Source organism: Streptomyces sp. HNM0645 (assembly GCF_030056615.1).
GTDB lineage: Bacteria > Actinomycetota > Actinomycetes > Streptomycetales > Streptomycetaceae > Streptomyces > Streptomyces marianii.
Genome location: NZ_JASHLT010000042.1, coordinates 76,727 through 100,009, shown reverse-complemented (window position 1 = coordinate 100,009; position 23,283 = coordinate 76,727). Strand labels below are relative to the sequence as shown.

Below are 23,283 nucleotides of genomic sequence, written 5' to 3'. Positions count from 1 at the left end.
CCGGTCCCGTGCCCCGGGCCGTCCTGAATGGCGGACACGCGCTACTGATGCACACCTGTTGTATCTATGCTGTGCGCATGCCCGCCGCCCCCGTGAGACAGCCCCCTGCCGCCGACCGCGTCTACGCCCACATCAAGCAGGCCGTCCTCGACCGCCGCTACGAGGGCGGCACCCTCCTCACCGAGGGCGAACTCGCCGAGGCCGTCGGGGTCTCCCGCACCCCCGTCCGCGAGGCGCTCCTCAAGCTGGAGATGGAAGGGCTGCTCAAGCTCTACCCGAAGAAGGGCGCGCTCGTCCTCGCCGTCTCCGCACAAGAGATCGCCGACGTCGTCGAAACCCGGCTGCTGGTGGAGGAGTTCGCCGTCCGCCGGGCCGTACCCGCCCCGCCCCGGCTGATCGAGCGCCTGGAGGAACTGCTCGAGGAGCAGAAGCGGCGCGCCGAGTCCGGCGACCTCGCCCAGGTCGCCGTCACCGACCGCTGCTTCCACGCGGAGATCGTCCGGAACGCCGGGAACGAGATCCTCTCCCGCCTCTACGACCAGTTGCGCGACCGCCAGTTGCGGATGGGGGTCGCCGTCATGCACTCGCACCCCGACCGCATCGCCAAGAACGTCGCCGAGCACGCCGAGATGCTGGACGCCATCAAGGCCGGTGACACCGAGCGGGCCGCGGCCTGTGTGCACCAGCACCTGGGCTGGGTCAAGGTGCTGGTCCGGGGTGAGGAGCGATGAGCCGGGAGTCCGCCGCACTGCCCGGTGATCCCCCGGGCGGACGCCGGGCCGCCCTCGTCTGGGGCATCGGCGTCTCCGTCTACTTCGTCGCCGTCATCTTCCGTACGTCGCTGGGCGTCGCCGGACTCGACGCCGCCGACCGCTTCGACGTCAACGCGTCCGCACTGTCGACGTTCTCCATACTCCAACTGCTCGTCTACGCGGGCATGCAGATACCCGTCGGCCTCATGGTCGACCGGCTCGGCACCAAGAGGGTGCTGACCATCGGCGTCGTCCTCTTCACCGCGGGACAGCTCGGCTTCGCGCTCTCCCCCTCCTACGGCACGGCCCTCGGCGCACGGGCCCTCCTCGGCTGCGGCGACGCGATGACCTTTATCAGCGTGCTGCGGCTCGGCTCCCGCTGGTTCCCCGCCCGCCGGGGACCGTTCGTCGCCCAGGTCGCGGCCCTGTTCGGCATGGCGGGCAACCTCGTCTCCACGATCGTGGTCTCCCGGATGCTGGACGGCCTCGGCTGGACCGCGACGTTCGCGGGCAGCGCCGCGGCCGGAGCGGTCGTCCTCGTCCTGCTCCTCCTCTTCCTCAAGGACCATCCCGAAGGCTGGGAACCGCCACCCGCCGAGCACGCCGGGGCGGCCTTCGTCCGTCGGCAGATCGCCCTCTCCTGGCGCGAGCCCGGCACCCGTCTCGGGCTGTGGGTGCACTTCACCACCCAGTTCCCCGCGATGGTGTTCCTGCTGCTGTGGGGGCTGCCGTTCCTCGTCGAGGCCCAGCGGCTCCCCCGGGAGACCGCGGGCGGGCTGCTCACCCTCGTGGTCGTCTCCAACATGGTGGTGGGACTGGTCTACGGCCAGATCGTCGCCCGGCACCACGCCGCACGGGCGCCGCTCGCCCTCGGCACGGTCGGGGCGACCGCCACGGTGTGGGCCGCCTCCCTCGCCCAACCGGGCCCGGCCCCGATGTGGCTGCTCATCACCCTGTGCGCGGTCCTCGGCGCATGCGGACCCGCGTCGATGATCGGCTTCGACTTCGCCCGGCCCGCCAACCCGCCGGACCGCCAGGGGACGGCGTCCGGGATCGTCAACATGGGCGGCTTCGTGGCCTCCATGACCACGCTGCTGGCGGTGGGCGTACTGCTGGACGCGACCGGCGGCGACTACCGGATCGCGTTCTCGTCCGTCTTCGTCCTCGAGGCGCTGGGCGTGACGCAGATCCTGAGGCTGCGGGCGCGCACGGTGCGACGGGAAAGAGAGCGGCTGGTGTCGAGCCGGGTCGAGACGGTGCACGTCCCGGTGTGAGTCGCACGGGTGCACGCCGGGGCGTACGCGGCACGCCGTCCACGGCGTCCACGGCGTCCCCGAGCGTGCACCGCCGACGGGCGGCCCGGGGCACGGCGGCCCGAGCCCGGGGCACACGGCCCGGGACGCCACCCGCTACGGCGTCACCGCGAACGAGTCCAGGATCGCCCTCGCGAGGTCGGTGTCCCCCTCGATCTTGATCCGGTCCGCGACGGCCGCGGGCCTGACCCGTCCGGCCGCCAGCCGGAAGTACGTCTCCCAGTCCAGTGCCAGCGTCGCGGCCGGGCCCAGCGAGGGCGCGCCGTCGATGGTGCCGCGTCCGTCCGCGTCGACCCGCACCGTACGCAGGAACTCCACCGGACCGTGCACGTCGAAGACCACCGCCGAATGCGGCGGGGCGCCGGCGTCCTTGGCGACGACCCTCGGCAGCACCGCGAGGAAGTTGTCACGGGCGACCAGCGCGCCGGGGGAGTCGAGGTTGCCCGGCCTGTTCAACGCGGCGCGCAGGTCCTGTTCGTGCACCCAGATGTCGAACGCCCGCATCCGGTAGGCCAGTTCCAGCGTCTGCTCCGCGCCCAGCGGGGCGCGAACCAGCGTGTCGGGCGCACGGTTCTCGTTCCGCAACTGCCGGTTCCGCCGGATGATCGTGTACTCGAGCTCCGCGGTCATCTCCGGCGCCGTGTGGTGGCGGCGCACATCGACCTGCATCTCCATGTAGCGGGCGAACTCGCTGCGCACATGGTAGAGATCGCGTGGCAGCGTGTGGATCGGCCGGGGATCACCGAGCATCTCGCACTCCATGCCGATCACGTGCGACACGATGTCGCGCACCGACCAGCCGGGGCACGGCGTCGCGCGGTTCCACTCGCCCTCGGCGAGCGGCTGCACCAGCTCGGATATGGCTTCGACGGAGTGGGCCCAGGCGTCGGCGTAGGTCTGGAGACTGGGATGGACGGTCACGGAACCCCTCGGCGGTCGTGCGCGGGCTGGGTGCAGGCGGCTGCCGGGGGTCCTGGGGGTGACCCCCGGGAGAGAACAGTACGCTGCCCTTGGGCACCCCGGCAGTGCTTTCGTGTGACGATCGTAGGTCCGTGTTGACGGCTCGAATGCCAGGACGGTGGTAGTGTGCGCGCCTCACTCATCCAGATCGCAGTAGACCAGGACGAATCGGTGGATTCCCGCCGCAACCGAGCGGCCGAACTGGTCCGGGAACAGCGCGGATCCGACCTCGTCGTCCTCCCCGAACTCTGGCCCGTCGGGGCCTTCGCGTACGAGGCCTTCGAGGCGGAGGCCGAGACGCTGGACGGGCCCACGTGCCGGCTCATGGCGAAGGCGGCCGCCGACGCGGGCGTCTGGCTGCACGCCGGGTCCGTCGTCGAACGGGCCCCCGACGGGCGCCTCTTCAACACCTCGCTCGTCCTCACCCCCGAGGGCCGCCTCGCGGGCGTCTACCGGAAGATCCACCGCTTCGGCTTCGACAAGGGCGAGGCCGTGATGATGGCCGCGGGCGAGGAGCTGGTGACCGTACGGCTCCCCGAGGTGACCCTCGGCCTCGGCACCTGCTACGACCTGCGCTTTCCGGAGCTCTTCCGCGGCCTGGTCGACGCCGGAGCCGACGTCCTCGTCGTCCCCGCCGGCTGGCCCGAGCGGCGCCGTGCCCACTGGACCCTCCTGGCGCGGGCCCGCGCCGTCGAGAACCAGGCGTACGTCCTCGCCTGCGGCACCGCCGGTACCCACTCGGGCGTGGAGCAGGCGGGCCACAGCATCGTCGTCGACCCCTGGGGCGAGGTCCTCGCCGAGGCGGGCGGCGGGGAGCAGGTCCTCACGGCCGACCTCGACCCGAAGAGGCCCGCCGCGACCCGTGACCAGTTCCCGGCCCTCAAGGACCGCCGCCTGGGCCTGGCACCGCCCTCGGGACCCGGGGCCTGACGCTCCGGGTACCGTCCCTCTCCGCCCCGCCGCGGCCCGGCGTCCCGGGAAGGGGCGGTACCCGCCGGGCCGGCCTCGGACCGGCCGGAGGTGCGCACTCCGGAAGTGGCACCCTTGAACGCATGACCGCCGCTTCCCCCGCGCCCCGCCGACGTGCCCGTGTCCGTGCCCCCGAGCTGATCGGCAGGGGCGGCTGGCTGAACACCGGAGGCAACGAGCTGACCCTCGCCGACCTGCGAGGACGTATCACCATTCTCGACTTCTGGACATTCTGCTGCATCAACTGTCTGCACGTCCTGGACGAGCTGCGCGAGCTCGAGGAGAAGCACCGCGACACCACGGTGATCGTCGGCGTCCACTCGCCGAAGTTCGCTCACGAGGCCGAGCACCGGGCCGTCGTCGACGCCGTCGAACGGTACGAGGTGCACCACCCGGTCCTCGACGACCCCGAACTCGCGACCTGGAAGCAGTACGCGGTACGGGCCTGGCCGACGCTCGTGGTGATCGACCCCGAGGGGTACGTCGTCGCCCAGCACGCCGGTGAGGGCCACGCGCACGCCATCGAGCGCCTCGTGGAGCAGCTGGAGGTCGAGCACGAGGCGAAGGGGACGCTGCGGCGCGGGGACGGGCCGTATGTGCCACCGGAGCCGGTCGCCACGGATCTGCGTTTCCCGGGAAAGGCCGTGCGGCTGCCCTCCGGGCGCTTCCTGGTCTCCGACTCGACCCGGCACCAGCTCGTCGAGCTGGAGGCGGACGGGGAGACCGTCGTACGCCGGATCGGCGACGGCGACTTCCGGGAGCCCCAGGGGCTCACGCTGCTGCCGTCCGGGAAGGTGGTCGTCGCCGACACCGTGAACCACGCGCTGCGGACGTTCGATCCCGGGACCGGCGTGATCGAGCGGGTCGCGGGGACGGGGCGGCAGTGGTGGCAGGGGGCGCCGACGTCGGGTCCGGCGCTGGAGGTGGACCTGTCCTCGCCGTGGGACGTGGCCTGGTGGCAGGGCAGGGTGTGGATCGCGATGGCCGGCGTCCACCAGCTGTGGACGTACGACCCGGAGAGCGGCACGGTCGCGGTGGCCGCCGGCACGACCAACGAGGGTCTGGTGGACGGGCCGGCCGCCGAGGCGTGGTTCGCGCAGCCGTCCGGGCTGGCCGCTGCCGAGGACCGGCTGTGGATCGCGGACTCGGAGACGTCCGCGCTGCGCTGGATCGGCACCGACGGCGTCGTGCACACCGCCGTCGGCACGGGCCTGTTCGACTTCGGTCACCGCGACGGGGCTGCCGGACAGGCCCTGCTCCAGCACCCGTTGGGCGTCACCGCGCTGCCCGACGGCTCGGTGGCGGTGTCCGACACGTACAACCACGCGCTCCGTCGCTACGATCCGGCGGCGGACGAGGTGACGACTCTCGCGACCGATCTGCGCGAGCCGTCCGGCGCGGTGCTGGACGGCGAGGAGATCGTCGTCGTGGAGTCGGCGCGGCACCGGCTGACGCGGCTGCGGCTGCCCGAGGAGGCCGTCCGCGTCGAGGCCGTGGCGCACCGTACTCAGCGTGCTGCCACCGAGGTGGCACCGGGGACGCTGCGGCTCGACGTGGTCTTCCAGGCCCCCGAGGGGCAGAAGCTCGACACCCGCTACGGCCCGTCGACCCGGCTGCTGGTGTCGTCCACCCCGCCGGAGCTGCTGGCCGGGGGCGAGGGCGCGGGCACCGACCTCTTCCGGGAGCTGGAGCTGGGTCCGGCGGTGGCGGAGGGCGTGCTGCATGTGTCGGCGATGGCGGCCTCCTGCGACGACGATCCCGCGAACCCGTACCCGGCGTGCCATGTACACCAGCAGGACTGGGGTGTTCCGGTCCGGGTGACCCGGGACGGGGTGGCCCGGCTGCCGCTGGTGCTCGCGGGCATGGACGACGCCTAGTGCCGTGCCGGGCGTCGCGAGCCGGTGAACTCTTCCGGTCACAGCACTAGCCGGTACCGGGGGTGCGGCCCGGCGGGCGGGCGTCAGTGGAGCAGGCCCTGCTTGGTGGGTTCGCGCCCCGCCGCCGCGTCGAGGCAACGGCCACCCACAGCCCGGGGTTGTGGGTGGCGCGGCGGGCGCCGGCGCCCGCCCGGAGCAGCCGGGCGCATCCCCCGCCGCGGAGTTCCCTCGTCCGCTCGCCGGTGACGTCCGCTTTCCGGATGCGGTTGGCGAGCAGGTAGCCGCCTTTGTAGGCGACGTCGTCGGCCCATGGCGGACGGTCGTTGTACTGGTGGATCAGCAGTCCGGCGAGCGTGGCGACGACCGCGGCCGCCGCGGTGAGTACGGCGGCGAGCGCTTCTTCCCGGACGGACCGCGATGGTGCACGAGGGCCGTCCCCTGTCCCGGAGAACCATGCGAAACACCGTGCCCGGCACGGTGTTTCGCGGATGTCAGCGTCGGCGGACACCGACGGACACCGGCCCGGGGCGTGCCGCCGCCGACGCGGGATCGGGCCGTCGGAGCGTCAGCGCTCGTAGCCGCTGTGCCGGGGCTCCTCCACCACGGTCGGGGCGACCGGGGGGACGACCGCCCGGCGGCGGCGCGCGATGCTGGTGAAGGTGGCGACGCCGATGATGCCGACCGCCATCATGATCAGCCCGACCAGGTCGAGGTTGACGCTCTCGGTCTCCCAGTCGGTCGCGAAGGTGAGAATCGCCCCCGCGCCGATCAGCAGGATGCAGCCTCCCAGGCCCATGATCTCCGCCTCCCGTGTCGATGCAGGACCTCCGGGTACCCCGGCGGGCGACACCTACGCGGGAGAGCCGGCACGACGTCCGCCGGCACTCGGGCGGAGGGCCGGGCGGGTCAGCCTTCGAGGAACGCAACCAGTGCGTTGGCCAGCAGGTACGGGTCGTCCGCGCCGCAGAGTTCGCGGGCGCTGTGCATCGAGAGGATCGCGACGCCGATGTCGACGGTGCGGATCCCGTGGCGGGCGGCGGTGATCGGGCCGATCGTCGTGCCGCACGGCATCGCGTTGTTGGAGACGAACGTCTGCCACTCCACGCCTGCGCGTTCGCAGGCGGCGGCGAACACGGCCCGGCCGCTGCCGTCCGTCGCGTACCGCTGGTTGACGTTGACCTTCAGGATGGGGCCGCGGTTGGGGCGGGGGTGGTGCGTGGGGTCGTGGCGTTCCGCGTAGTTGGGGTGCACGGCGTGGCCGGTGTCGGAGGACAGGCAGACGGTGCCGGCGAAGGCCCGGGCGCGGTCCTCGTAGGTGCCGCCGCGGGCGAACACCGAGCGCTCCAGCACCGATCCGAGGAGCGGGCCGTCCGCGCCGGTGTCGGCCTGGGAGCCGTTCTCCTCGTGGTCGAAGGCGGCGAGGACGGGGATGTACGCCAGGCCGTCCCGGTCGGAGACGGCGGCGAGCGCCGCGGTGCCGGCGTGCACGGAGAGCAGGTTGTCCATCCGCGGGCCGGCGACGAGTTCGCGGTTCCGGCCCAGGAACGCGGGGGCCTCGAGGGCGTGGGTCATCAGGTCCCAGCCGGTGACCTCGCCGGGTGCGAGTCCGCTCTCCTCCTCCAGGAAGGAGATCAGGTCGCCTTCCCTGACGGTGTCGCCGAGGCCCCAGATGGGCTGCATGTGCTTCTGCTTGTCGAGCTGCAGCCCCTTCTCGTAGATGGAACGGTCCATGTGGATGGCGAGCTGGGGCACGCGCAGCAGGGGCCGGTCGACGTTCACCAGGCGGGTGGAGCCGTCCCGCAGCGTGAGCCGGCCGGCGAGGCCGAGGTCGCGGTCGAGCCAGGAGTTGAGCAGCGGTCCGCCGTAGATCTCGACGGCGACCTGCCGCCAGCCGTGCGCGCCCATGTCCGGCTGGGGCTTGACGCGGAGGTTGGGGGAGTCGGTGTGGGCACCGACGATGCGGAAGGGGGTGTGGGCCGGTGCGCCCTCCGGCACGTACCAGGCGATGATCGCGCCGCCCCGGAGCACGTACTTGCCGCCGCTGGTCCCGTCCCAGGCGTCGGTCTCCTCGACCCGCCGGAATCCGGCCTTGTCCAGCCGCTCGGCGGCGTTCGCCACGGCGTGGTAGGGCGAGGGGCTCGCCGCCAGGAAGGACATCATGTCCTCGGTGTGGTCGCGGTCGAAGGCGGCGGGCGACGGGGAGGCTGCACGGCTGCTCATGGTGTTCACCTTAACGAGCGTTCCCCGAGGGCCCGGTCCGCCCGGTGGGCCGGGCCGTCCGAGGCGCGGTACGGGGGTGGGGGTGCGGTACGGCGGAAGGCCCGCTCCGGGACGGGAGCGGGCCTTCGCGACGGTGTGGTGGGGGCGCGGACTAGAAGGCCGCCTCGTCCAGCTCCATCAGGTCGTTGTCGACGCCCTCGGCGATCTCGCGGGCGAGCGAGACGCCCGGCAGGACGTTGGCGGCGAAGAACTTCGCGGCCGCGATCTTGCCCTGGTAGAACGCCTTGTCCTTGGCGGAGGCGGTCTCCAGCTTCTCGGCGGCGACGGCCGCACCGCGCAGCAGCAGGTAGCCGACGACGACGTCGCCGGAGGCGAGCAGCAGGCGCGTGGTGTTGAGGCCGACCTTGTAGATGTTCTTGACGTCCTCGCCGGTGGCGGTGAGGTCGGTGAGCATCCGGCCGACGATCGCCTCCAGGTCCACGGCGGCCTTGGAGAGGGCGTCCCGGGCGCCGTTCAGCTCGTCGCCGCCGGTGCCGACCGCGAGGAACTTCTTGATCTCCTCGGCCAGCAGGTTCAGCGATGCGCCCTGGTCACGGACGATCTTCCGGAAGAAGTAGTCCTGGCCCTGGATCGCCGTGGTGCCCTCGTACAGGGTGTCGATCTTGGCGTCGCGGATGTACTGCTCGATCGGGTACTCCTGCAGGTACCCGGAGCCGCCGAAGATCTGCAGCGACTGGGCGAGCTGCTCGTACGCCTTCTCGGAGCCGTAGCCCTTCACGATCGGCAGCAGCAGGTCGTTCAGGCCGTGCAGGGACTTGGCGTCCTCGCCCGCGGCCTCCTTGAACGCGATCTCGTCCTGCACCGCGGCGGTGTAGAGGACGAGGGAGCGCATGCCCTCCGCGTACGCCTTCTGCGTCATGAGCGAGCGGCGCACGTCGGGGTGGTGGGTGATGGTGACCTTGGGCGCGGTCTTGTCCATGAAGTTCGCCAGGTCGGGGCCCTGCACGCGCTCCTTGGCGTACTCCAGCGCGTTGAGGTAGCCCGTCGACAGCGTGGAGATCGCCTTGGTGCCGACCATCATGCGGGCGAACTCGATGATCATGAACATCTGGCGGATGCCGTCGTGCTTGTCGCCGATCAGCCAGCCCTTGGCGGGGTGCTTGTCGCCGAAGGTCATCTCGCACGTGTTGGACGCCTTGAGGCCCATCTTGTGCTCGACGTTGGTGGCGTAGACGCCGTTGCGCTCGCCCAGCTCGCCGGTCTCCCAGTCGAAGTGGAACTTCGGCACGAGGAAGAGGGACAGGCCCTTGGTGCCGGGGCCGTGGCCCTCGGGGCGGGCGAGGACGTAGTGGAGGATGTTCTCCTCCATGTCGTGCTCACCGGAGGTGATGAAGCGCTTCACGCCCTCGATGTGCCAGGAGCCGTCGTCCTGCTGGATCGCCTTGGTGCGGCCGGCGCCCACGTCCGAGCCCGCGTCGGGCTCGGTGAGCACCATGGTGGAGCCCCACTGCTTCTCGACCGCGATCCGGGCGATCTTCTTCTGGGCCTCGTTGCCCTCGTCGTGGAGGATGCCGGCGAACGCCGGGCCCGAGGAGTACATCCATATCGCCGGGTTCGAGCCGAGGAGCAGCTCGGCGTACGACCAGACGAGGGAGCGCGGCGCGGTGGTGCCGCCGATCTCCTCGGGGAGGCCGAGGCGCCAGTACTCGGAGTCCATGAAGGCCTTGTAGCTCTTCTTGAAGCTCGCGGGCACCGGGGCGGTGTTGGTCTCGGGGTCGAAGACCGGCGGGTTGCGGTCGGCGTCGGCGAAGGACTCGGCGAGGTCGTTCTCCGCGAGGCGGGCGATCTCGTCGAGGATGCTCTTGGCGGTCTCGACGTCCATCTCCGCGAACGGGCCCGTGCCGTACAGCTTGTCGCGCCCGAGGACCTCGAAGAGGTTGAACTCGATGTCGCGGAGATTCGACTTGTAGTGCCCCATGGCGACGGCTCCGTAACGGATCGGGGAGGAGGCAGGGTTCCTCGTACATCTACCAGCAAGTAGCTACGATGATGCTACCCGTCGGTAATAAGAAGCAACCCCTCACGGACATCTGTGACGCGGCCCGCATCCCACGGCACTTCCGGGCCCGCCGGCCCGCACCAGACTGTCTTGCCGTCCGGGTCCCGGTCCACACCCCGGCGCAGACTCACCGCGCCGAGCCCCCGCTTCACCGCCCGCGCCGCCCTCGCGGGTGCCCCGCGGCCCGGTCCTCGCGGTCGGCGCCGGAGCGTGGTCGTCCTTCGCCGGCGCGATCTGGTCCGGGCCGCCGGCCGCTGAGGCGCGGCCGGCGGCCGCGCCCGCTCCCGGCGGAGCCTCGGTAGGCTTGCGCCCATGTACGGCTACGACCAGACCCCCGGCGGTCAGCAGCACTACGGTCCCCCGCCGCAGCAGCCGATGTCGGGTGCGGGCATGCCCGGTGCCGGGATGCCCGGAGCGGGCTACGGTGAGCAGCCGCTGTACCCCGAGCCGTCACCGCCCTCGCTCGCCGACGCGGTCCGGGCCTTCACGACGGGGTCGCTCTCCGCGGAGGACTTCCAGCAGGTCTTCGCGACGTCGAAGGTGTACTGCCCGCGGGGGGACAATCCCGGCTTCCTGGCGCTGCACAACACGCAGCAGCCGGTGATCCCGATGTTCAGCTCGCTCAAGGAGCTGCGCCGTTACGCGGGCAAGGAGTCCAAGTACTTCGTGATCACCGGCGCCGAGGTGATCGACCTGCTGCCCACCGGGTACGGCTTCGTCCTGGACATGGAGGGCGAGCACCGGATGGTCTTCGACGCGAAGGCCGTCGAGCAGATGGTCGACTTCGCGATGCGGCGCATGTACGGGTAGTCCCCGCACCCCCTCTCTCCGTCAGACGACCGGCGAGCACCCTCCGTGGTGCTCGCCGGTCGTCTGTGTGCGGGGGCTCCCGTGCTCGGGCCGACCCGTACGGCCCGGCAGCGGAACGCCCGGGAATGCGTCCGGAGGGATCCGTGTTGGAGGTGGCGAGAAGTTCAGGATTCAACTAATCTGGACGCACAAGGAGGTCCCCATGCCTGCAGTGACTGTCGAGAACCCGCTCACCCTGCCGCGCGTCACCGCGGCCGACGGCGCCGCCCAGCGGCCCGTGCTCGCCGTGACCACGGCGCCCCAGGGATACGAGGGAGAGGGTTTCCCGGTGCGCCGCGCGTTCGCCGGGATCAACTACAAGCACCTCGACCCGTTCATCATGATGGACCAGATGGGCGAGGTGGAGTATCAGCCTGGGGAGCCGAAGGGGACCCCGTGGCATCCCCACCGTGGCTTCGAGACCGTCACGTACATCATCGACGGGATCTTCGACCACCAGGACTCCCAGGGCGGTGGCGGCACCATCACCAACGGCGACACCCAGTGGATGACGGCCGGCTCGGGCCTGCTCCACATCGAGGCGCCGCCGGAGCACCTGGTCACGTCCGGCGGTCTCTTCCACGGTCTCCAGCTGTGGGTGAACCTGCCGGCCAAGGACAAGATGATGCCTCCGCGCTACCAGGACATCCGCGGCGGCAACGTCCAGTTGCTGACCACGCCCGACGGCGGCGCGCTGCTGCGAGTGATCGCCGGCGAACTGGACGGCCACGCCGGTCCCGGCATCACGCACACGCCGATCACGATGATCCACGCGACGGTGGCGCCGGGTGCGGAGGTCACGCTGCCGTGGCGGGAGGACTTCAACGGGCTGGCCTATGTGCTGGCGGGCAAGGGCTCGGTCGGTGCCGAGCGTCGTCCGATCCATCTGGGTCAGACCGCGGTCTTCGGCGCCGGCGGCTCGCTGATCGTCCGTGCGGACGAGAAGCAGGACTCGCACACCCCGGACCTGGAGGTCGTGCTCCTCGGCGGGCGGCCGATCAGGGAGCCGATGGCTCACTACGGGCCGTTCGTCATGAACACCCGCGAGGAGTTGCAGCAGGCGTTCGAGGACTTCCAGAAGGGGCGCCTCGGCACGATTCCGGCCGTCCACGGCATGTGAGTCCGGGAGCCCGGCGGGTGGCGTCGGTCGCCACCCGCTACGCGGTCCGACGGTCCGACGGACGAGGAGCGGTCCGCGCCCGCCACGGCGAGGGCGGACCGCCCGCTGCGGTGGGCGGGGAACTCCGGCCCGCCCTCCCGGACCACCCCTGACATCCCGTCACCCGTCCGGGCCCCACGGACGGGACGGCCCGCGGCGGGCGTGATCGGCTGGAACCGTGCCGCCGCCGCAGACCCTTCTCCCCCGGCCCGTACAGCGTCTCGCCGCCTGGTGCGCCGTCGCGCTGCTCGTCGCGGGGGTCGCCGCCGTCGGCGTGTGGCTGATCGTCGAGTTCAAGACCGCCGTCACCCCCCTGCTGCTCGCGCTGCTGGGCACCGCGCTGCTCGGCCCGCTGCACCGCCGCCTGATCAGGATGAAGGTGCGGCGCTCCCTCGCTGCCGGGATCACTTGCGCGGCCGTCGTCGCGGTCGTCGGCGGGGCGATGTACATCGTGGTCAACGCGCTGATCGAGTCCGGGGACCAGATCATCGCCTCCCTCAAGCGGGCCGCGGCCGGCCTTGCCGGGCACTTCGGCGCCGCCGGCACCTCGCTCGACGACCTGGCCACCAATTCCAAGGAGTTGCTCTCCAGGTTCGGCGGGACGGCTGCGTCCGAGGTGATCTCCGGGATCAGCGTCGTGGGCGAGATGATCGCCATCGCGGTCCTGGCCCTGCTGCTGATCTTCTTCTTCCTCCGCGACTCCGACCGCGCGGTCTCCACCCTGCGCTCCCTCGTCCCGCAGTCCACCGGGGACATGGCGGAGGCGATGGGGCGGCGGGCCTTCGAGGCCGTCGAGGGCTTCATGCGGGGCACCACGTTCATCGCCCTGATCGACGCCGTCTGCATCACCGTGGGCCTGCTGGTCCTGCGGGTGCCCGGGGCGGTCGGTCTGGGCGCGCTCGTCTTCGTCTTCGCCTACATCCCCTATCTGGGGGCCTTCCTCTCCGGTTCGATGGCCGTGCTCGTCGCGCTCGCCGACCGGGGTTTCGTGATCGCGCTCTGGGCGCTCGGCCTCGTCCTCGCCGTTCAGGTACTGGAGGGCCATGTGCTGCAGCCGATGATCCAGAGCCGCACGGTCCAGATGCATCCGGCCGTCGTGATGCTGGCGATCACCGCGGGCGCGGGCATCGCCGGGATCCTCGGGATGCTCTTGGCCGTGCCGCTGACGGCCGCCGCGTTCGGGATCGTCGGGGAGCTGCGCAGCCGCTACGAGGTCGTCGGCGAGCCCACGCACGGCCCCGGCGGGACCGCCTCCGGGGGCCCTTCCCCCGGACCGGGCTCGTAGAGCTCGAACCAGATCGACTTGCCCTCGCCCCTCGGGTCCACGCCCCACATGTCGGCGAGCATCTCCATCAGCACCAGGCCCCGGCCGGACGACGCCAGCTCGCCCGGGCGCCGCTTGTGCGGCAGTTCGTCGCTGGTGTCCGAGACCTCCACCCGCAACCGCCGGCAACCGTGCTCCCCGGCCGCCTCCGCCACCATCAGCGCGTCCCCGTCGGTGTGCACCAGCACATTGGTGACCATCTCGGAGACCATCAGCACCGCCGAGTCGATCTGCTCGTGGTCGGCCCAGTCGTACAGCAGGTCCCGCATCTGCCGCCGCGCCACCGAGATCCGCTCCGGCTCGGCCTGGCGGACGGTCAGGACCGTGCGCCGCGGGGCCCGACGGGCGGGCCTGCCGTGCCGGGACAGCAGCACGACCGCGATGTCGTCCTCGCGGCGGTCCGACAGCGGACCCGTGGTGTGGTGCGAGGCCGGCCCGTGCACGGCCTGCACCAGCGCGTCCGCGAGCTTCTCCAGCGAGCCGACCTCGTCCGGGTGCTCCTCCAGCACGGACCGGATCCGTTCCCATCCGCTGTCCAGGTCGTGCCCGCCGGTCTCCAGCAGCCCGTCCGTGCAGATCATGATCGTCTCGCCGGGTTCCAGCACGATCTGCGTCGTCGGGTAGTCGGAGTCCGGGTCGATACCCAGCGGCAGACCGCCGGCCGTGGGCCGCAGGATCACCGTGCCGTCGGCCATCCTGATCGCCGGATCGGGGTGCCCCGCCCGGGCGATCTCGATCGAGCCGGTCGCCGGGTCGCACTCCAGGTAGAGGCAGGTCGCGAAGCGCGGGGCGGTGTGACCGCCCACGGGATCGCCGTCGTCGTACGCCTCGCTCTCCGTGTAGTCGTGCAGCCCGGCCAGGAAGCGGGAGGCCCGGGCCAGCACCGCGTCGGGGCGGTGGCCCTCGGCGGCGTACGCGCGCAGGGCGGTCCGCAGCTGCCCCATCAGCCCGGCCGCCCGCACGTCATGGCCCTGGACGTCGCCGATGACCAGCGCGATCCTCCCACTGCCCGCTCCGTCGGCACGGGAGCCGCCGGGCAGCGGGATCAGGTCGTACCAGTCGCCGCCGACCTGGAGGCCGCCGCCGGTCGGCACGTACCGGGCCGCCACCGACATGCCCGGGATGCCCGGCCCCAGCGACGGCATCATCGAGCGCTGGAGCCCCTGCGACAGCTCCCGCTCGCTCTCGGCCACCCCGGCGCGGGCCAGCGCCTGCGCCAACATCCGGGCCACCGTGGTCAGGACCGAGCGCTCGTCGGGTGTGAAGGCCACGGGATGGCTGAACGCGGCCATCCAGGTGCCCATCGTGCGACCCGCGACGATCAGCGGCAGGAAGGCCCACGACTGCCTGCCGTAGACCTCGATCAGCGGCCACATCGTGGGGTACCGGCGCCGGTAGTCCTCCGGCGTCGGCACGTAGAGGGCCCGTCCCGTGCGGATGACCTCGGCGGCCGGGTACTCGGTGTCGAGCGGCATGTCGGCGAGGGGTCCGGTCTCGTGCTCGTCGTAGCCGTGGTGCCCGAGGACCTTGAGCCGGTCCGCCGCGACGCCGAAGACGGCGAGACCGTCGGGGGAGAAGCCCGGCATCGACAGCGACGCGGCGACCCGCAGCACCTCGGCGGTGGACCGGGCCTCGGCCAGCGCCCGGCCCGCGTCCAGCAGGAACGCCTCGCGGGAGCGCCGCCAGTCGCCGGTGACCGGGGTGTGCGCGCTCGTGCCCGGCTGCGGCTCCGGGACCTCCTGGATCGTGCCGAACAGTTGGTAGCCGTCGCCCTCGACCACCGGCCTGGACCTGCTGCGCACGGTGCGCAGCACCCGTCCCTCCATGTCGACGACCCGCACCCGGGACTCGGCGAGGGTCCCCTCGGCCACGGCGAGCCCGATGATGCCGCTGACCTCGTTCCAGTCGACGGGGTGCAGACGAGAGCGCACGGCCGAGGTGGTGTACGTGCCGCCCCCACCGGGCAGCCCGAGCAACCGGGCGGCCTCCGCGTCGAGGCTCACGGTCCCGGCCGCGTTGTCCCAGCGCCACAGGCCGGTCGCCGTCGCGGCCAGGACGTCCTCGGTGCGCATTTTCCTACTCTATTCAGGTTGCTCCGGCCCACACCCGCTGGGGCGCAGGGTCCGGCCGGTCACGGTGGATCCGCGGTGCCGCCGGGCCGCGCGGCACCGCGCCGTAATCCGGAAGGGCGACCATGGGCCGGGCGGTAACCTTGGTGGGTCCGCCCACATCCCCCATCGCGAAGACTGGATGAACGACGATGCATCGGTACAGGTCCCACACCTGCGGCGAGCTCCGCGCCTCTGACGTCGGCACCGACGTCCGGCTGAGCGGCTGGCTGCACAATCGCCGAGACCTGGGCGGCATCCTCTTCATCGATCTGCGCGACCACTACGGTCTGGTCCAGCTCGTCGCCCGTCCCGGCACCCCGGCCAACGAGGCCCTGAGCCACCTCAGCAAGGAGTCCGTCGTCCGCGTGGACGGCAAGGTCTCCGCCCGTGGCACGGACAACGTCAACCCGGACCTGCCGACCGGCGAGATCGAGATCGAGGTCACCGACGTCGAGGTGCTCGGCTCCTCGGCCCAGGTGCCCTTCACGATCAACACGGACGACGGCGTCAACGAGGAGCGGCGCCTGGAGTACCGCTTCCTGGACCTGCGCCGCGAGCGCATGCACCGCAACATCATGCTGCGCACCGCGGTCATCTCCGCCATCCGGCACAAGATGACCGCGCTCGGCTTCAACGAGATGGCCACCCCGATCCTCACCGCGACCTCCCCCGAGGGCGCCCGTGACTTCCTGGTGCCGTCCCGGCTGAACCCCGGCAAGTTCTACGCCCTGCCGCAGGCGCCCCAGCAGTTCAAGCAGCTGCTGATGATCGCGGGCTTCGACCGCTACTTCCAGATCGCGCCCTGCTTCCGCGACGAGGACGCCCGCGCCGACCGCTCGCCCGGCGAGTTCTACCAGCTCGACATCGAGATGAGTTTCGTCGAGCAGGAGGACGTCTTCCGGCCGGTCGAGAGGCTGATGACCGAGCTGTTCGAGGAGTTCGGCGGCGGCCGCCACGTCACCTCGCCGTTCCCGCGGATCCCGTTCCGCGAGGCGATGCTCAAGTACGGCTCCGACAAGCCGGACCTGCGGGCGCAGCTGGAGCTCGTCGACATCTCCGACGTCTTCGAGGGCTCGGAGTTCAAGGCGTTCGCCGGGAAGCACGTCCGCGCCCTGCCGGTGCCGGCCGTCCAGGACCAGCCGCGGAAGTTCTTCGACCAGCTCGGCGAGTACGCCGTGGAGCAGGGCGCCAAGGGCCTGGCCTGGGTGCGCGTCGGTGACGACGGGGCGCTGTCCGGCCCGATCGCCAAGTTCCTCACCGAGGGGAACGTCGAGCTCCTCACCGAGCGCCTGGGCCTCAAGCCCGGCCACGCGGTGTTCTTCGGCGCGGGCGAGTTCGACGAGGTCTCCAAGATCATGGGTGCGGTGCGGGTCGAGGCCGCGCGCCGCTCCGGTCACTTCGAGGAGAACGTCTTCCGGTTCTGCTGGATCGTCGACTTCCCGATGTACGAGAAGGACCCGGAGACCGGGAAGATCGACTTCTCGCACAACCCCTTCTCCATGCCGCAGGGCGGTCTGGAGGCCCTGGAGACCCAGGACCCGCTGGACGTCCTCGGATGGCAGTACGACATCGTCTGCAACGGCGTCGAGCTGTCGTCGGGTGCCATCCGGAACCACGAGCCCGACATCATGTTCAAGGCCTTCGAGATCGCGGGCTACGACCGTGAGACCGTCGAGCGCGAGTTCTCCGGAATGCTCCGCGCCTTCCAGTACGGCGCCCCGCCGCACGGCGGCATCGCCCCCGGGGTCGACCGCATCGTGATGCTGCTGGCCGACGAGCCGAACATCCGCGAGACCATCGCGTTCCCCCTGAACCAGAACGCGCAGGACCTGCTGATGGGCGCCCCCGCGGAGGTCGAGGAAGCCCGTCTGAAGGAGCTGCACATCGGCATCTACAAGGGGCCGGCGAAGCCGACGCCGTACAAGCCCACCAAGTGAGGCCGGTGCCGCACCCGTCCGCCCGGTGAGGGGCGGGCCCACTGGGCGGGCCCGCCGCACGAGGGCGCCGGCGCGGCGATGATCACGGAAGGGCCCGGAACCACCGGGGACGCACTGACCCACGGCGTCCTTCGGGTTCCGGGCCCTTCCGCGTTGTTTTCGTGCTCCTTCCGAGTCGTTCACGGCCTCGTGCCGACGACGGGCGGCACGGCAGCGGGAATGCACGCGAGGAGCCGTCGACGGCCCACCGGGACCCGGCCGCCAGGCGCGGGACGCGCCGCAGGGGCCGCCCGGACCGCACGCGCCGTGTGAACCGCCCGGACCGCCCGGCCGCTCGCACCGCGCGAGGATCACGAGAGGACATCGCGGAGTGCTCAGCACCGTACTGACCAGAGCAGCGCTGCCACTGCTGGCCGCCGGACTGCTGCTCGGGGGCTGCGCGAAGCCCTCGGCGCCGCCCCCCGCCGCCGGCCCCCTCCCCGCGGCGCCGGAAGCCGGAGCGCCGCACGCCGGTCCGCCGGCCGGTTCCCCCGCGGCACCGCACGCCGGCCCGCCCGCCGCCGACCGTGTGGGGCCCACCCGGCTCCCCGGGCTCGGGCCCAGGACCAGTGAGCTCGTTCCCGACGCCACCGACCAGGCATTCCTGGTGAGCGGAAGGTCGACGAACTCCAGCGAGTCCACGGCCACGCTCTACGAGCGCGACAAGGACGGGCGCTGGCGGGCCGTCGCCGGGCCCTGGCCCGCGCGCAACGCCCTGAAAGGATGGACCGACGAGCACTGGGCCGGGGACCACCGCTCGCCGATCGGCGTCTTCGGGCTCACCGACGCAGGCGGCCGGCTGCCCGACCCGGGCACGAAACTCCCGTACCACCAGTCCGAGGAGTTCGTGGCCATCGGCACCGGCTTCCGGGGCGAGACCCTGCGGGGTTCCTTCGACTACGTCGTCGCGATCAACTACAACCGGGAATCCGGACTGACACCGCTCGACGAGCGGCGGCCCATGGGCTGGGACCGGGGCGGGGGCGTCTGGATCCACGTCGACCACGACGGCCCGACCCAGGGCTGCGTCTCGCTCGGACTGGACCGGATGGCCGACCTGCTGCGCCTGCTGGACCCGGACAAGCGGCCGGTGGTCGTGATGGGCGACAGCGCCTCACTGGCGCGCTGACCGGCCGGCGGGACGGCGCCGGACCGATGACCGCCGACCGGTGCGAGGTGCCGCCCGCCGGGCCGTCGGCCCGTCGCGCGCCGTCCGCCCGCTGCGGGGCGGATACGCGGCGGGGCCGGGGAAACCGTGTCTTCCCCGACCCCGCCATGCGCTCGGGCGCGCCGCGGCCTGCGTCCGGCGGGCCGGTCAGGTGAGCGTGCGCACCGGACGCGTCGGCTCCGGGGGGCCTCCCGGGCCCCTCAGGCCTTGTTGGGCTCCTCGAGGCGCGGGAAGAGCACCGCGCCCTTCGTCACCGTCGAGCCGGGCGGCAGCCCGCCCCACTCCGCGGCGTCCTGGACCCGCTGGGCGGCCAGGGTGCCCAGCGACGCCTCCGCGCCCAGGGAGTCCCACAGCTTCTGCGAGGTGTCCGGCATGACCGGGTTCAGCAGCACGGCCACGGCTCGCAGCGACTCGGCCGCCGTGTAGAGGATGGTCGCGAGGCGGGCGCGGCCCTCCTCGGACTCGTCCTTGGCGACCTTCCACGGCTCCTGCTCCGTGATGTAGCCGTTGACCTGCTTCACGAACTCGAAGACCGCCAGGATGCCGCCCTGGAAGTCCAGCTCCTCGCCGATCCTGCGGTCGGCCTCGGCCACGGCCTTCGCCAGGCCCTCCTGGACCGCCTTCTCGGCCTCGCCGTTCGCGGTGGCCTCGGGCAGCGAGCCGCCGAAGTACTTGCCCACCATCGCGGCGACCCGCGACGCCAGGTTGCCGTAGTCGTTGGCGAGCTCGCTCGTGTAGCGGGCGGAGAAGTCCTCCCACGAGAACGAGCCGTCCTGGCCGAACGCGATCGCGCGCAGGAAGTACCAGCGGTACGCGTCCACGCCGAAGTGCGAGGTCAGGTCCTGGGGCTTGATGCCGGTCAGGTTCGACTTCGACATCTTCTCGCCGCCGACCATCAGCCAGCCGTTGGCCGCGACCCTGCCGGGCACCGGGAGGCCCTGCGCCATCAGCATCGCGGGCCAGATGATCGCGTGGAAGCGGAGGATGTCCTTGCCGACGAGGTGCACGTCCGCGGGGAAGGTGTCCGCGAACTTCGCCGGGTTCTCGTTGTAGCCGACCGCCGTCGCGTAGTTCAGCAGGGCGTCGACCCACACGTAGATGACGTGCTTCTCGTCCCACGGGATCGGGATGCCCCAGTCGAACGTCGATCGGGAGATCGACAGGTCCTGCAGCCCCTGCTTGACGAAGTTCACGACCTCGTTGCGGGCGGACTCGGGCTGGATGAAGCCGGGGTTGGCCTCGTAGAACTCCAGCAGCTTCGGGCCGTACTCGCTGAGTTTGAAGAAGTAGTTCTCCTCCTTGAGGATCTCCACCGGCTTCTTGTGCACGGGGCACAGCTTCTCGCCGGCGAAGTCCCCCTCGCCGTCCAGCAGCTCGCCGGGGAGCTTGTACTCCTCACAGCCCACGCAGTACGGGCCTTCGTACCCGCCCTTGTAGATCTCGTCCTTGTCGTACAGGTCCTGCACGAACTCCTGGACGCGGTCGGTGTGCCGGCGCTCGGTCGTGCGGATGAAGTCGTCGTTCGCGATCTCCAAGTGCTCCCAGAGGGGCTTCCACGCCTCTTCCACGAGCTTGTCGCACCACTCCTGCGGGGTGACGCCGTTCGCCTCCGCGGTGCGCATGATCTTCTGACCGTGCTCGTCCGTGCCGGTGAGGTACCACACCTTCTCGCCGCGCTGACGGTGCCAGCGCGTGAGCACGTCGCCTGCGACGGTCGTGTAGGCGTGGCCCAGGTGAGGAGCGTCGTTGACGTAGTAGATGGGGGTCGATACGTAAAAGGCCTTCACGCCTTCGCTCGTCCCCTGCTTCTCGGATCCAGTGGCCGCCATGGTCGAAATCCTAACGGCCGCCGGAAGATCGACTCACATGCACAAAGGGCGGAGACGTTCCCGAAACATTCGGTCCGGTGGGAAGGGGGGATGCGGGTACTGGTCGCGGAGGACGAGGAAGTGCCGGCGGCGCTGATCGCCACCGGGGTGCGGAGGGCAGGTTTCGCCGTCGACACCGTCCACCGCGGGGACGCCGCCCTCGCCCACCTGGGTCTGCACGACCACGACGTGGTGGTCCTCGACCGCGACGGCTGAGGGTTCGTGCCCGGCCGCGCCGGGCGGGCGGCGTCCGGCGTCCCCCGGGGCTCGTCTTCGGGACGGCATGAGCGGGGCGCCCCGGCCCGTTCACCGGGTGCGGACCGTCCTCCGCACGCCGCCCATCACGCTTGAGCGTCCGCAACACGACGCCTCCGCGCCCCCGGAACCTTCCCCCACCCGTGGGCGCACCTCGGTGGGGGCAGGCCCGGGCCGCGTTGCGGGCGCGCGGTCCCGTCCCCGGCCGGTGCGGCCGTCCGGCGGCACCGGCCGGGTCACGGCGATCAGCCGCCGCGGCGGTCCAGCCACTTCGGGAACGCGCCGAGCAGCCCCTCGTAGAGCTCCTCGTCGGTGAGCTCGCGGGGGTCCGGGCCGGCGTGGAAGAACGCGGCGTTCTCCACGGAGGCGTCGGCGTCGAGCTTGCGCAGGAAGTCGAAGCCCTTGGCGTCGTACTCACCGAACGCCACGAACTGCCAGAACAGCGGCTTTCCGGCCGCCTCCGCCAGCGCCTGCCTGGCGGGCTGCTTGGCGTCGGGCGCGCCGTCGGTCTGGAAGACGACGAGCGCGGGGCCGCCGGCACCGGACTTCTCGAAGTGCGCGACGACCTCCTCGACGGCCCGGTGGTAGCTGGTACGCCCCATGTGCCCGAGGCCCGCGTGCAGTTCGTCGACGCGGCCCTCGTGCTCGGCGAGCGTCAGCTCGCCGGTGCCGTCGATGTCCGTCGAGAAGAACACGACGTGGACGGACGCGTCCTCGTCGAGGTGGGCGGCGAGCGCGAGGGTCTGCTCACCGAGCTGCTGCGCGCTGCCGTCCTTGTAGTACGGCCGCATCGACCCGGACCGGTCCAGCACGAGGTACACCTTCGCCCGCGCCCCGGCGGCCCCCGCCCCCTTGAGCGCCGCCCCGGCCGCCTTGTACGCGCCGACGAGTGCCGCGGCCCGCGCCTTGACACGTGCGAGGGAGAAGGCGGGCTTGCCGGTGGCGGCGGTGTCGTCGGTAGTGCGGGAGGTCGCGATGGTCCCGGTCGCGGCGGCGACGGGCTCGGGGGTCGGCTCGGGGTCCGTCTCGGTGTCGGTGGCTGCGGCGGAGGGCTTCTCGACGGCCTCGGCTTCGGCGCCGGTGGCTGCCGCGACCGGAGCAGAGGCGGCCGCGACGGGCTCGACCGCGGACTTCGCCTCGGCCTCGACGGTGGTGTCCGCGGGTTCGGGCTTCGGCTCGACGGTGGTGTCCGCGGCGGGGGCCGGGGCAGCGTCGGTGGTGTCCGCGGGTTCGGACTTCGCCTCGGCCTCGACGGTGGTGTCCGCGGGTTCGGACTTCGCCTCGGCCTCGACGGTGGTGTCCGCGGGTTCGGGCTTCGGCTCGACGGTGGTGTCCGCGGCGGGGGCCGGGGCAGCGTCGGTGGCCGGCCCGGCCGCGGTCACGTCGGAGGCAGGAGCCGTTCCGGTGCCGTCGTCGGCGGCGACGGGTTCGCGCGTCGTGGGAGCGGTGTCGCCCGCGGTGGTGTCCGCCTCGGCGTCGGCCGCGGTGGCGGGCTCCGCCTGCGCCGCGTCGGCGGTGGTGTCCGCCTCGGTGGCCGGCTCCAGGGCGTCGCCGATCGCCACCGCTGTGGCCTCGGGCTCAGCCTCGGCCGTGTCTTCCTCCGCGGGCTTCGCGACCGCGGCGTCGGCGTCCGTACCCGTTCCGGGCGCCGGTTCGGTCTCGGCGGTCGCCTCACCCGCGACCGGCTCGGCCTCCTCCGTACCTGTCCTCGCGTCGGAGGCGGGAGCGGGGTCGTCCACGGCAGTCCCGGACGTCGAGGCATCGGCCGCATCGGCCGCATGCGCCGCGGTGGTCCCGGGCGCCGCGCTGTCCGCGTCCTCGGCGGCCGGCTTCGTCTCCGCGTCCGCCGTGGGCGTTTCGGTCGCGGCGGACCCCGGCTCGGCGGCCGGAGCCGCCTCGGTCCCCGCAGCCGGGGCGGTCGCGGCGGCACCGTCCCCGGCGGGCTTGTCCTGCCCGGCCGCGTCGGCCGCGTCCGGCGTGGACGGAGTCCGGGCCGGCGGGATCGTCGGGCGCGTGCCCGGGGAAGTGTCGAACGCCGCCGCCACCAGATCCGCCGCACGGTCCTGCGGGTTGGGGGCCTCGGCCTGGGGCGGGACGGAGGCGGGGACGGTGGGGGTCGTCGTGGAGGCCGGTGAGGACGACTCCGTACGCTCGCGTCCAAACACCTTTCGCAGCAAGCTCCGAATGCCCATGAGCGAGGCCTTTCGCGTGAATTGGGTGCGATCAATGTCCGCATTTTCCGGCATTGTCCGGCCCGGCTGCGGCAACGCCGCAGCTCCGGCCAGCGCGGACACGTAAGGTTAGCGGCCGCCTCTTCCGTACGGCCGCAAGCCCCTCCCGCGTCAAGAGCGCCCCGGTCGCTCCGGATTCATCCCCCGTTCACCTGGCTGCCGCCGCACTGCACACATGTGCCCCTACCGTCG

General features: G+C 72.0%; 17 protein-coding genes and 1 pseudogene. 10 read left to right on the top strand and 8 right to left on the bottom strand.

Translation table 11 applies throughout. The annotated features are described in order from the left end of the window. Positions 1-77: 77 nt before the first annotated feature. Complete coding sequence (locus QMZ92_RS25945) at positions 78-731, top strand: GntR family transcriptional regulator (protein WP_283299905.1); 654 nt, start codon at positions 78-80, stop codon at positions 729-731. Beyond that, positions 728-2,026 carry an MFS transporter gene (locus QMZ92_RS25940; RefSeq protein WP_283299904.1) on the top strand — a complete coding sequence of 433 codons (1,299 nt, stop codon included), beginning with the start codon at positions 728-730 and terminating at the stop codon, positions 2,024-2,026. The genes QMZ92_RS25945 and QMZ92_RS25940 overlap by 4 nt, the downstream gene beginning before the upstream one ends. Before the next feature lie 135 nt (positions 2,027-2,161). Here QMZ92_RS25940 and QMZ92_RS25935 read toward each other — a convergent pair whose 3' ends face one another. Further along, positions 2,162-2,986: a maleylpyruvate isomerase family mycothiol-dependent enzyme gene (locus QMZ92_RS25935; protein ID WP_283299903.1), complete on the bottom strand. Its 825-nt coding sequence runs from the start codon at positions 2,984-2,986 to the stop codon at positions 2,162-2,164. A gap of 165 nt (positions 2,987-3,151) precedes the next feature. Between QMZ92_RS25935 and QMZ92_RS25930 the strand changes: the two genes are divergently transcribed. Both QMZ92_RS25930 and QMZ92_RS25925 read left to right on the top strand, forming a co-directional pair. Then, complete coding sequence (locus QMZ92_RS25930; protein ID WP_283299901.1) at positions 3,152-3,955, top strand: carbon-nitrogen family hydrolase; 804 nt, start codon at positions 3,152-3,154, stop codon at positions 3,953-3,955. Between the two features lie 122 nt (positions 3,956-4,077). Continuing rightward, positions 4,078-5,871 (top strand): NHL domain-containing thioredoxin family protein, encoded by a 1,794-nt coding sequence (locus QMZ92_RS25925; RefSeq protein ID WP_283299900.1) that lies wholly within the window; start codon positions 4,078-4,080, stop codon positions 5,869-5,871. A 46-nt stretch (positions 5,872-5,917) separates the two neighbouring features. Here QMZ92_RS25925 and QMZ92_RS25920 read toward each other — a convergent pair whose 3' ends face one another. The 4 genes from QMZ92_RS25920 to QMZ92_RS25905 form a co-directional block, all read right to left on the bottom strand. Further along, the gene (locus QMZ92_RS25920) at positions 5,918-6,379 is read right to left on the bottom strand and encodes a hypothetical protein (RefSeq protein WP_283299899.1); all 462 of its coding nucleotides are present in this window, start codon (positions 6,377-6,379) and stop codon (positions 5,918-5,920) included. A gap of 57 nt (positions 6,380-6,436) precedes the next feature. Then, positions 6,437-6,667: a DUF6458 family protein gene (locus QMZ92_RS25915; protein WP_138054122.1), complete on the bottom strand. Its 231-nt coding sequence runs from the start codon at positions 6,665-6,667 to the stop codon at positions 6,437-6,439. Between the two features lie 110 nt (positions 6,668-6,777). After that, complete coding sequence (locus QMZ92_RS25910) at positions 6,778-8,091, bottom strand: M18 family aminopeptidase (protein ID WP_283299898.1); 1,314 nt, start codon at positions 8,089-8,091, stop codon at positions 6,778-6,780. Positions 8,092-8,242: 151 nt separating this feature from the next. Further along, positions 8,243-10,069, bottom strand: coding sequence for an acyl-CoA dehydrogenase (locus QMZ92_RS25905; protein WP_283299896.1), 1,827 nt, complete (start codon positions 10,067-10,069; stop codon positions 8,243-8,245). Between the two features lie 393 nt (positions 10,070-10,462). Between QMZ92_RS25905 and QMZ92_RS25900 the strand changes: the two genes are divergently transcribed. The 3 genes from QMZ92_RS25900 (at position 10,463) to QMZ92_RS25890 (ending at position 13,443) form a co-directional block, all read left to right on the top strand. After that, positions 10,463-10,960, top strand: coding sequence for an SseB family protein (locus QMZ92_RS25900; RefSeq protein WP_093653707.1), 498 nt, complete (start codon positions 10,463-10,465; stop codon positions 10,958-10,960). Between the two features lie 202 nt (positions 10,961-11,162). Further along, a complete protein-coding gene (locus QMZ92_RS25895; protein WP_283299895.1) occupies positions 11,163-12,119 on the top strand; it encodes a pirin family protein in 957 nt (318 codons plus the stop codon). Positions 12,120-12,336: 217 nt separating this feature from the next. Further along, positions 12,337-13,443: an AI-2E family transporter gene (locus QMZ92_RS25890; RefSeq protein ID WP_283299894.1), complete on the top strand. Its 1,107-nt coding sequence runs from the start codon at positions 12,337-12,339 to the stop codon at positions 13,441-13,443. Here QMZ92_RS25890 and QMZ92_RS25885 read toward each other — a convergent pair. Next, entirely contained in the window at positions 13,365-15,554 is a 2,190-nt protein-coding gene (locus tag QMZ92_RS25885; protein ID WP_283299893.1) for an ATP-binding SpoIIE family protein phosphatase, read from the bottom strand. The genes QMZ92_RS25890 and QMZ92_RS25885 overlap by 79 nt on opposite strands. A 188-nt stretch (positions 15,555-15,742) precedes the next feature. Between QMZ92_RS25885 and aspS the strand changes: the two genes are divergently transcribed. Then, positions 15,743-17,530: an aspartate--tRNA ligase gene (gene aspS, locus QMZ92_RS25880; protein WP_283299892.1), complete on the top strand. Its 1,788-nt coding sequence runs from the start codon at positions 15,743-15,745 to the stop codon at positions 17,528-17,530. A 370-nt stretch (positions 17,531-17,900) separates the two neighbouring features. After that, complete coding sequence (locus tag QMZ92_RS25875) at positions 17,901-18,698, top strand: hypothetical protein (RefSeq protein WP_283299891.1); 798 nt, start codon at positions 17,901-17,903, stop codon at positions 18,696-18,698. A gap of 239 nt (positions 18,699-18,937) precedes the next feature. Here QMZ92_RS25875 and metG read toward each other — a convergent pair whose 3' ends face one another. Then, entirely contained in the window at positions 18,938-20,566 is a 1,629-nt protein-coding gene (gene metG, locus QMZ92_RS25870; RefSeq protein WP_283299890.1) for a methionine--tRNA ligase, read from the bottom strand. A gap of 90 nt (positions 20,567-20,656) precedes the next feature. Between metG and QMZ92_RS25865 the strand changes: the two are divergent. Beyond that, positions 20,657-20,815: pseudogene (locus QMZ92_RS25865) on the top strand (response regulator transcription factor); the annotation flags it as partial. Between the two features lie 290 nt (positions 20,816-21,105). Here QMZ92_RS25865 and QMZ92_RS25860 read toward each other — a convergent pair. After that, positions 21,106-23,025, bottom strand: a complete 1,920-nt coding sequence (locus QMZ92_RS25860) for a VWA domain-containing protein (RefSeq protein ID WP_349307765.1) — start codon at positions 23,023-23,025, stop codon at positions 21,106-21,108. Between the last annotated feature and the right edge of the window lie 258 nt (positions 23,026-23,283).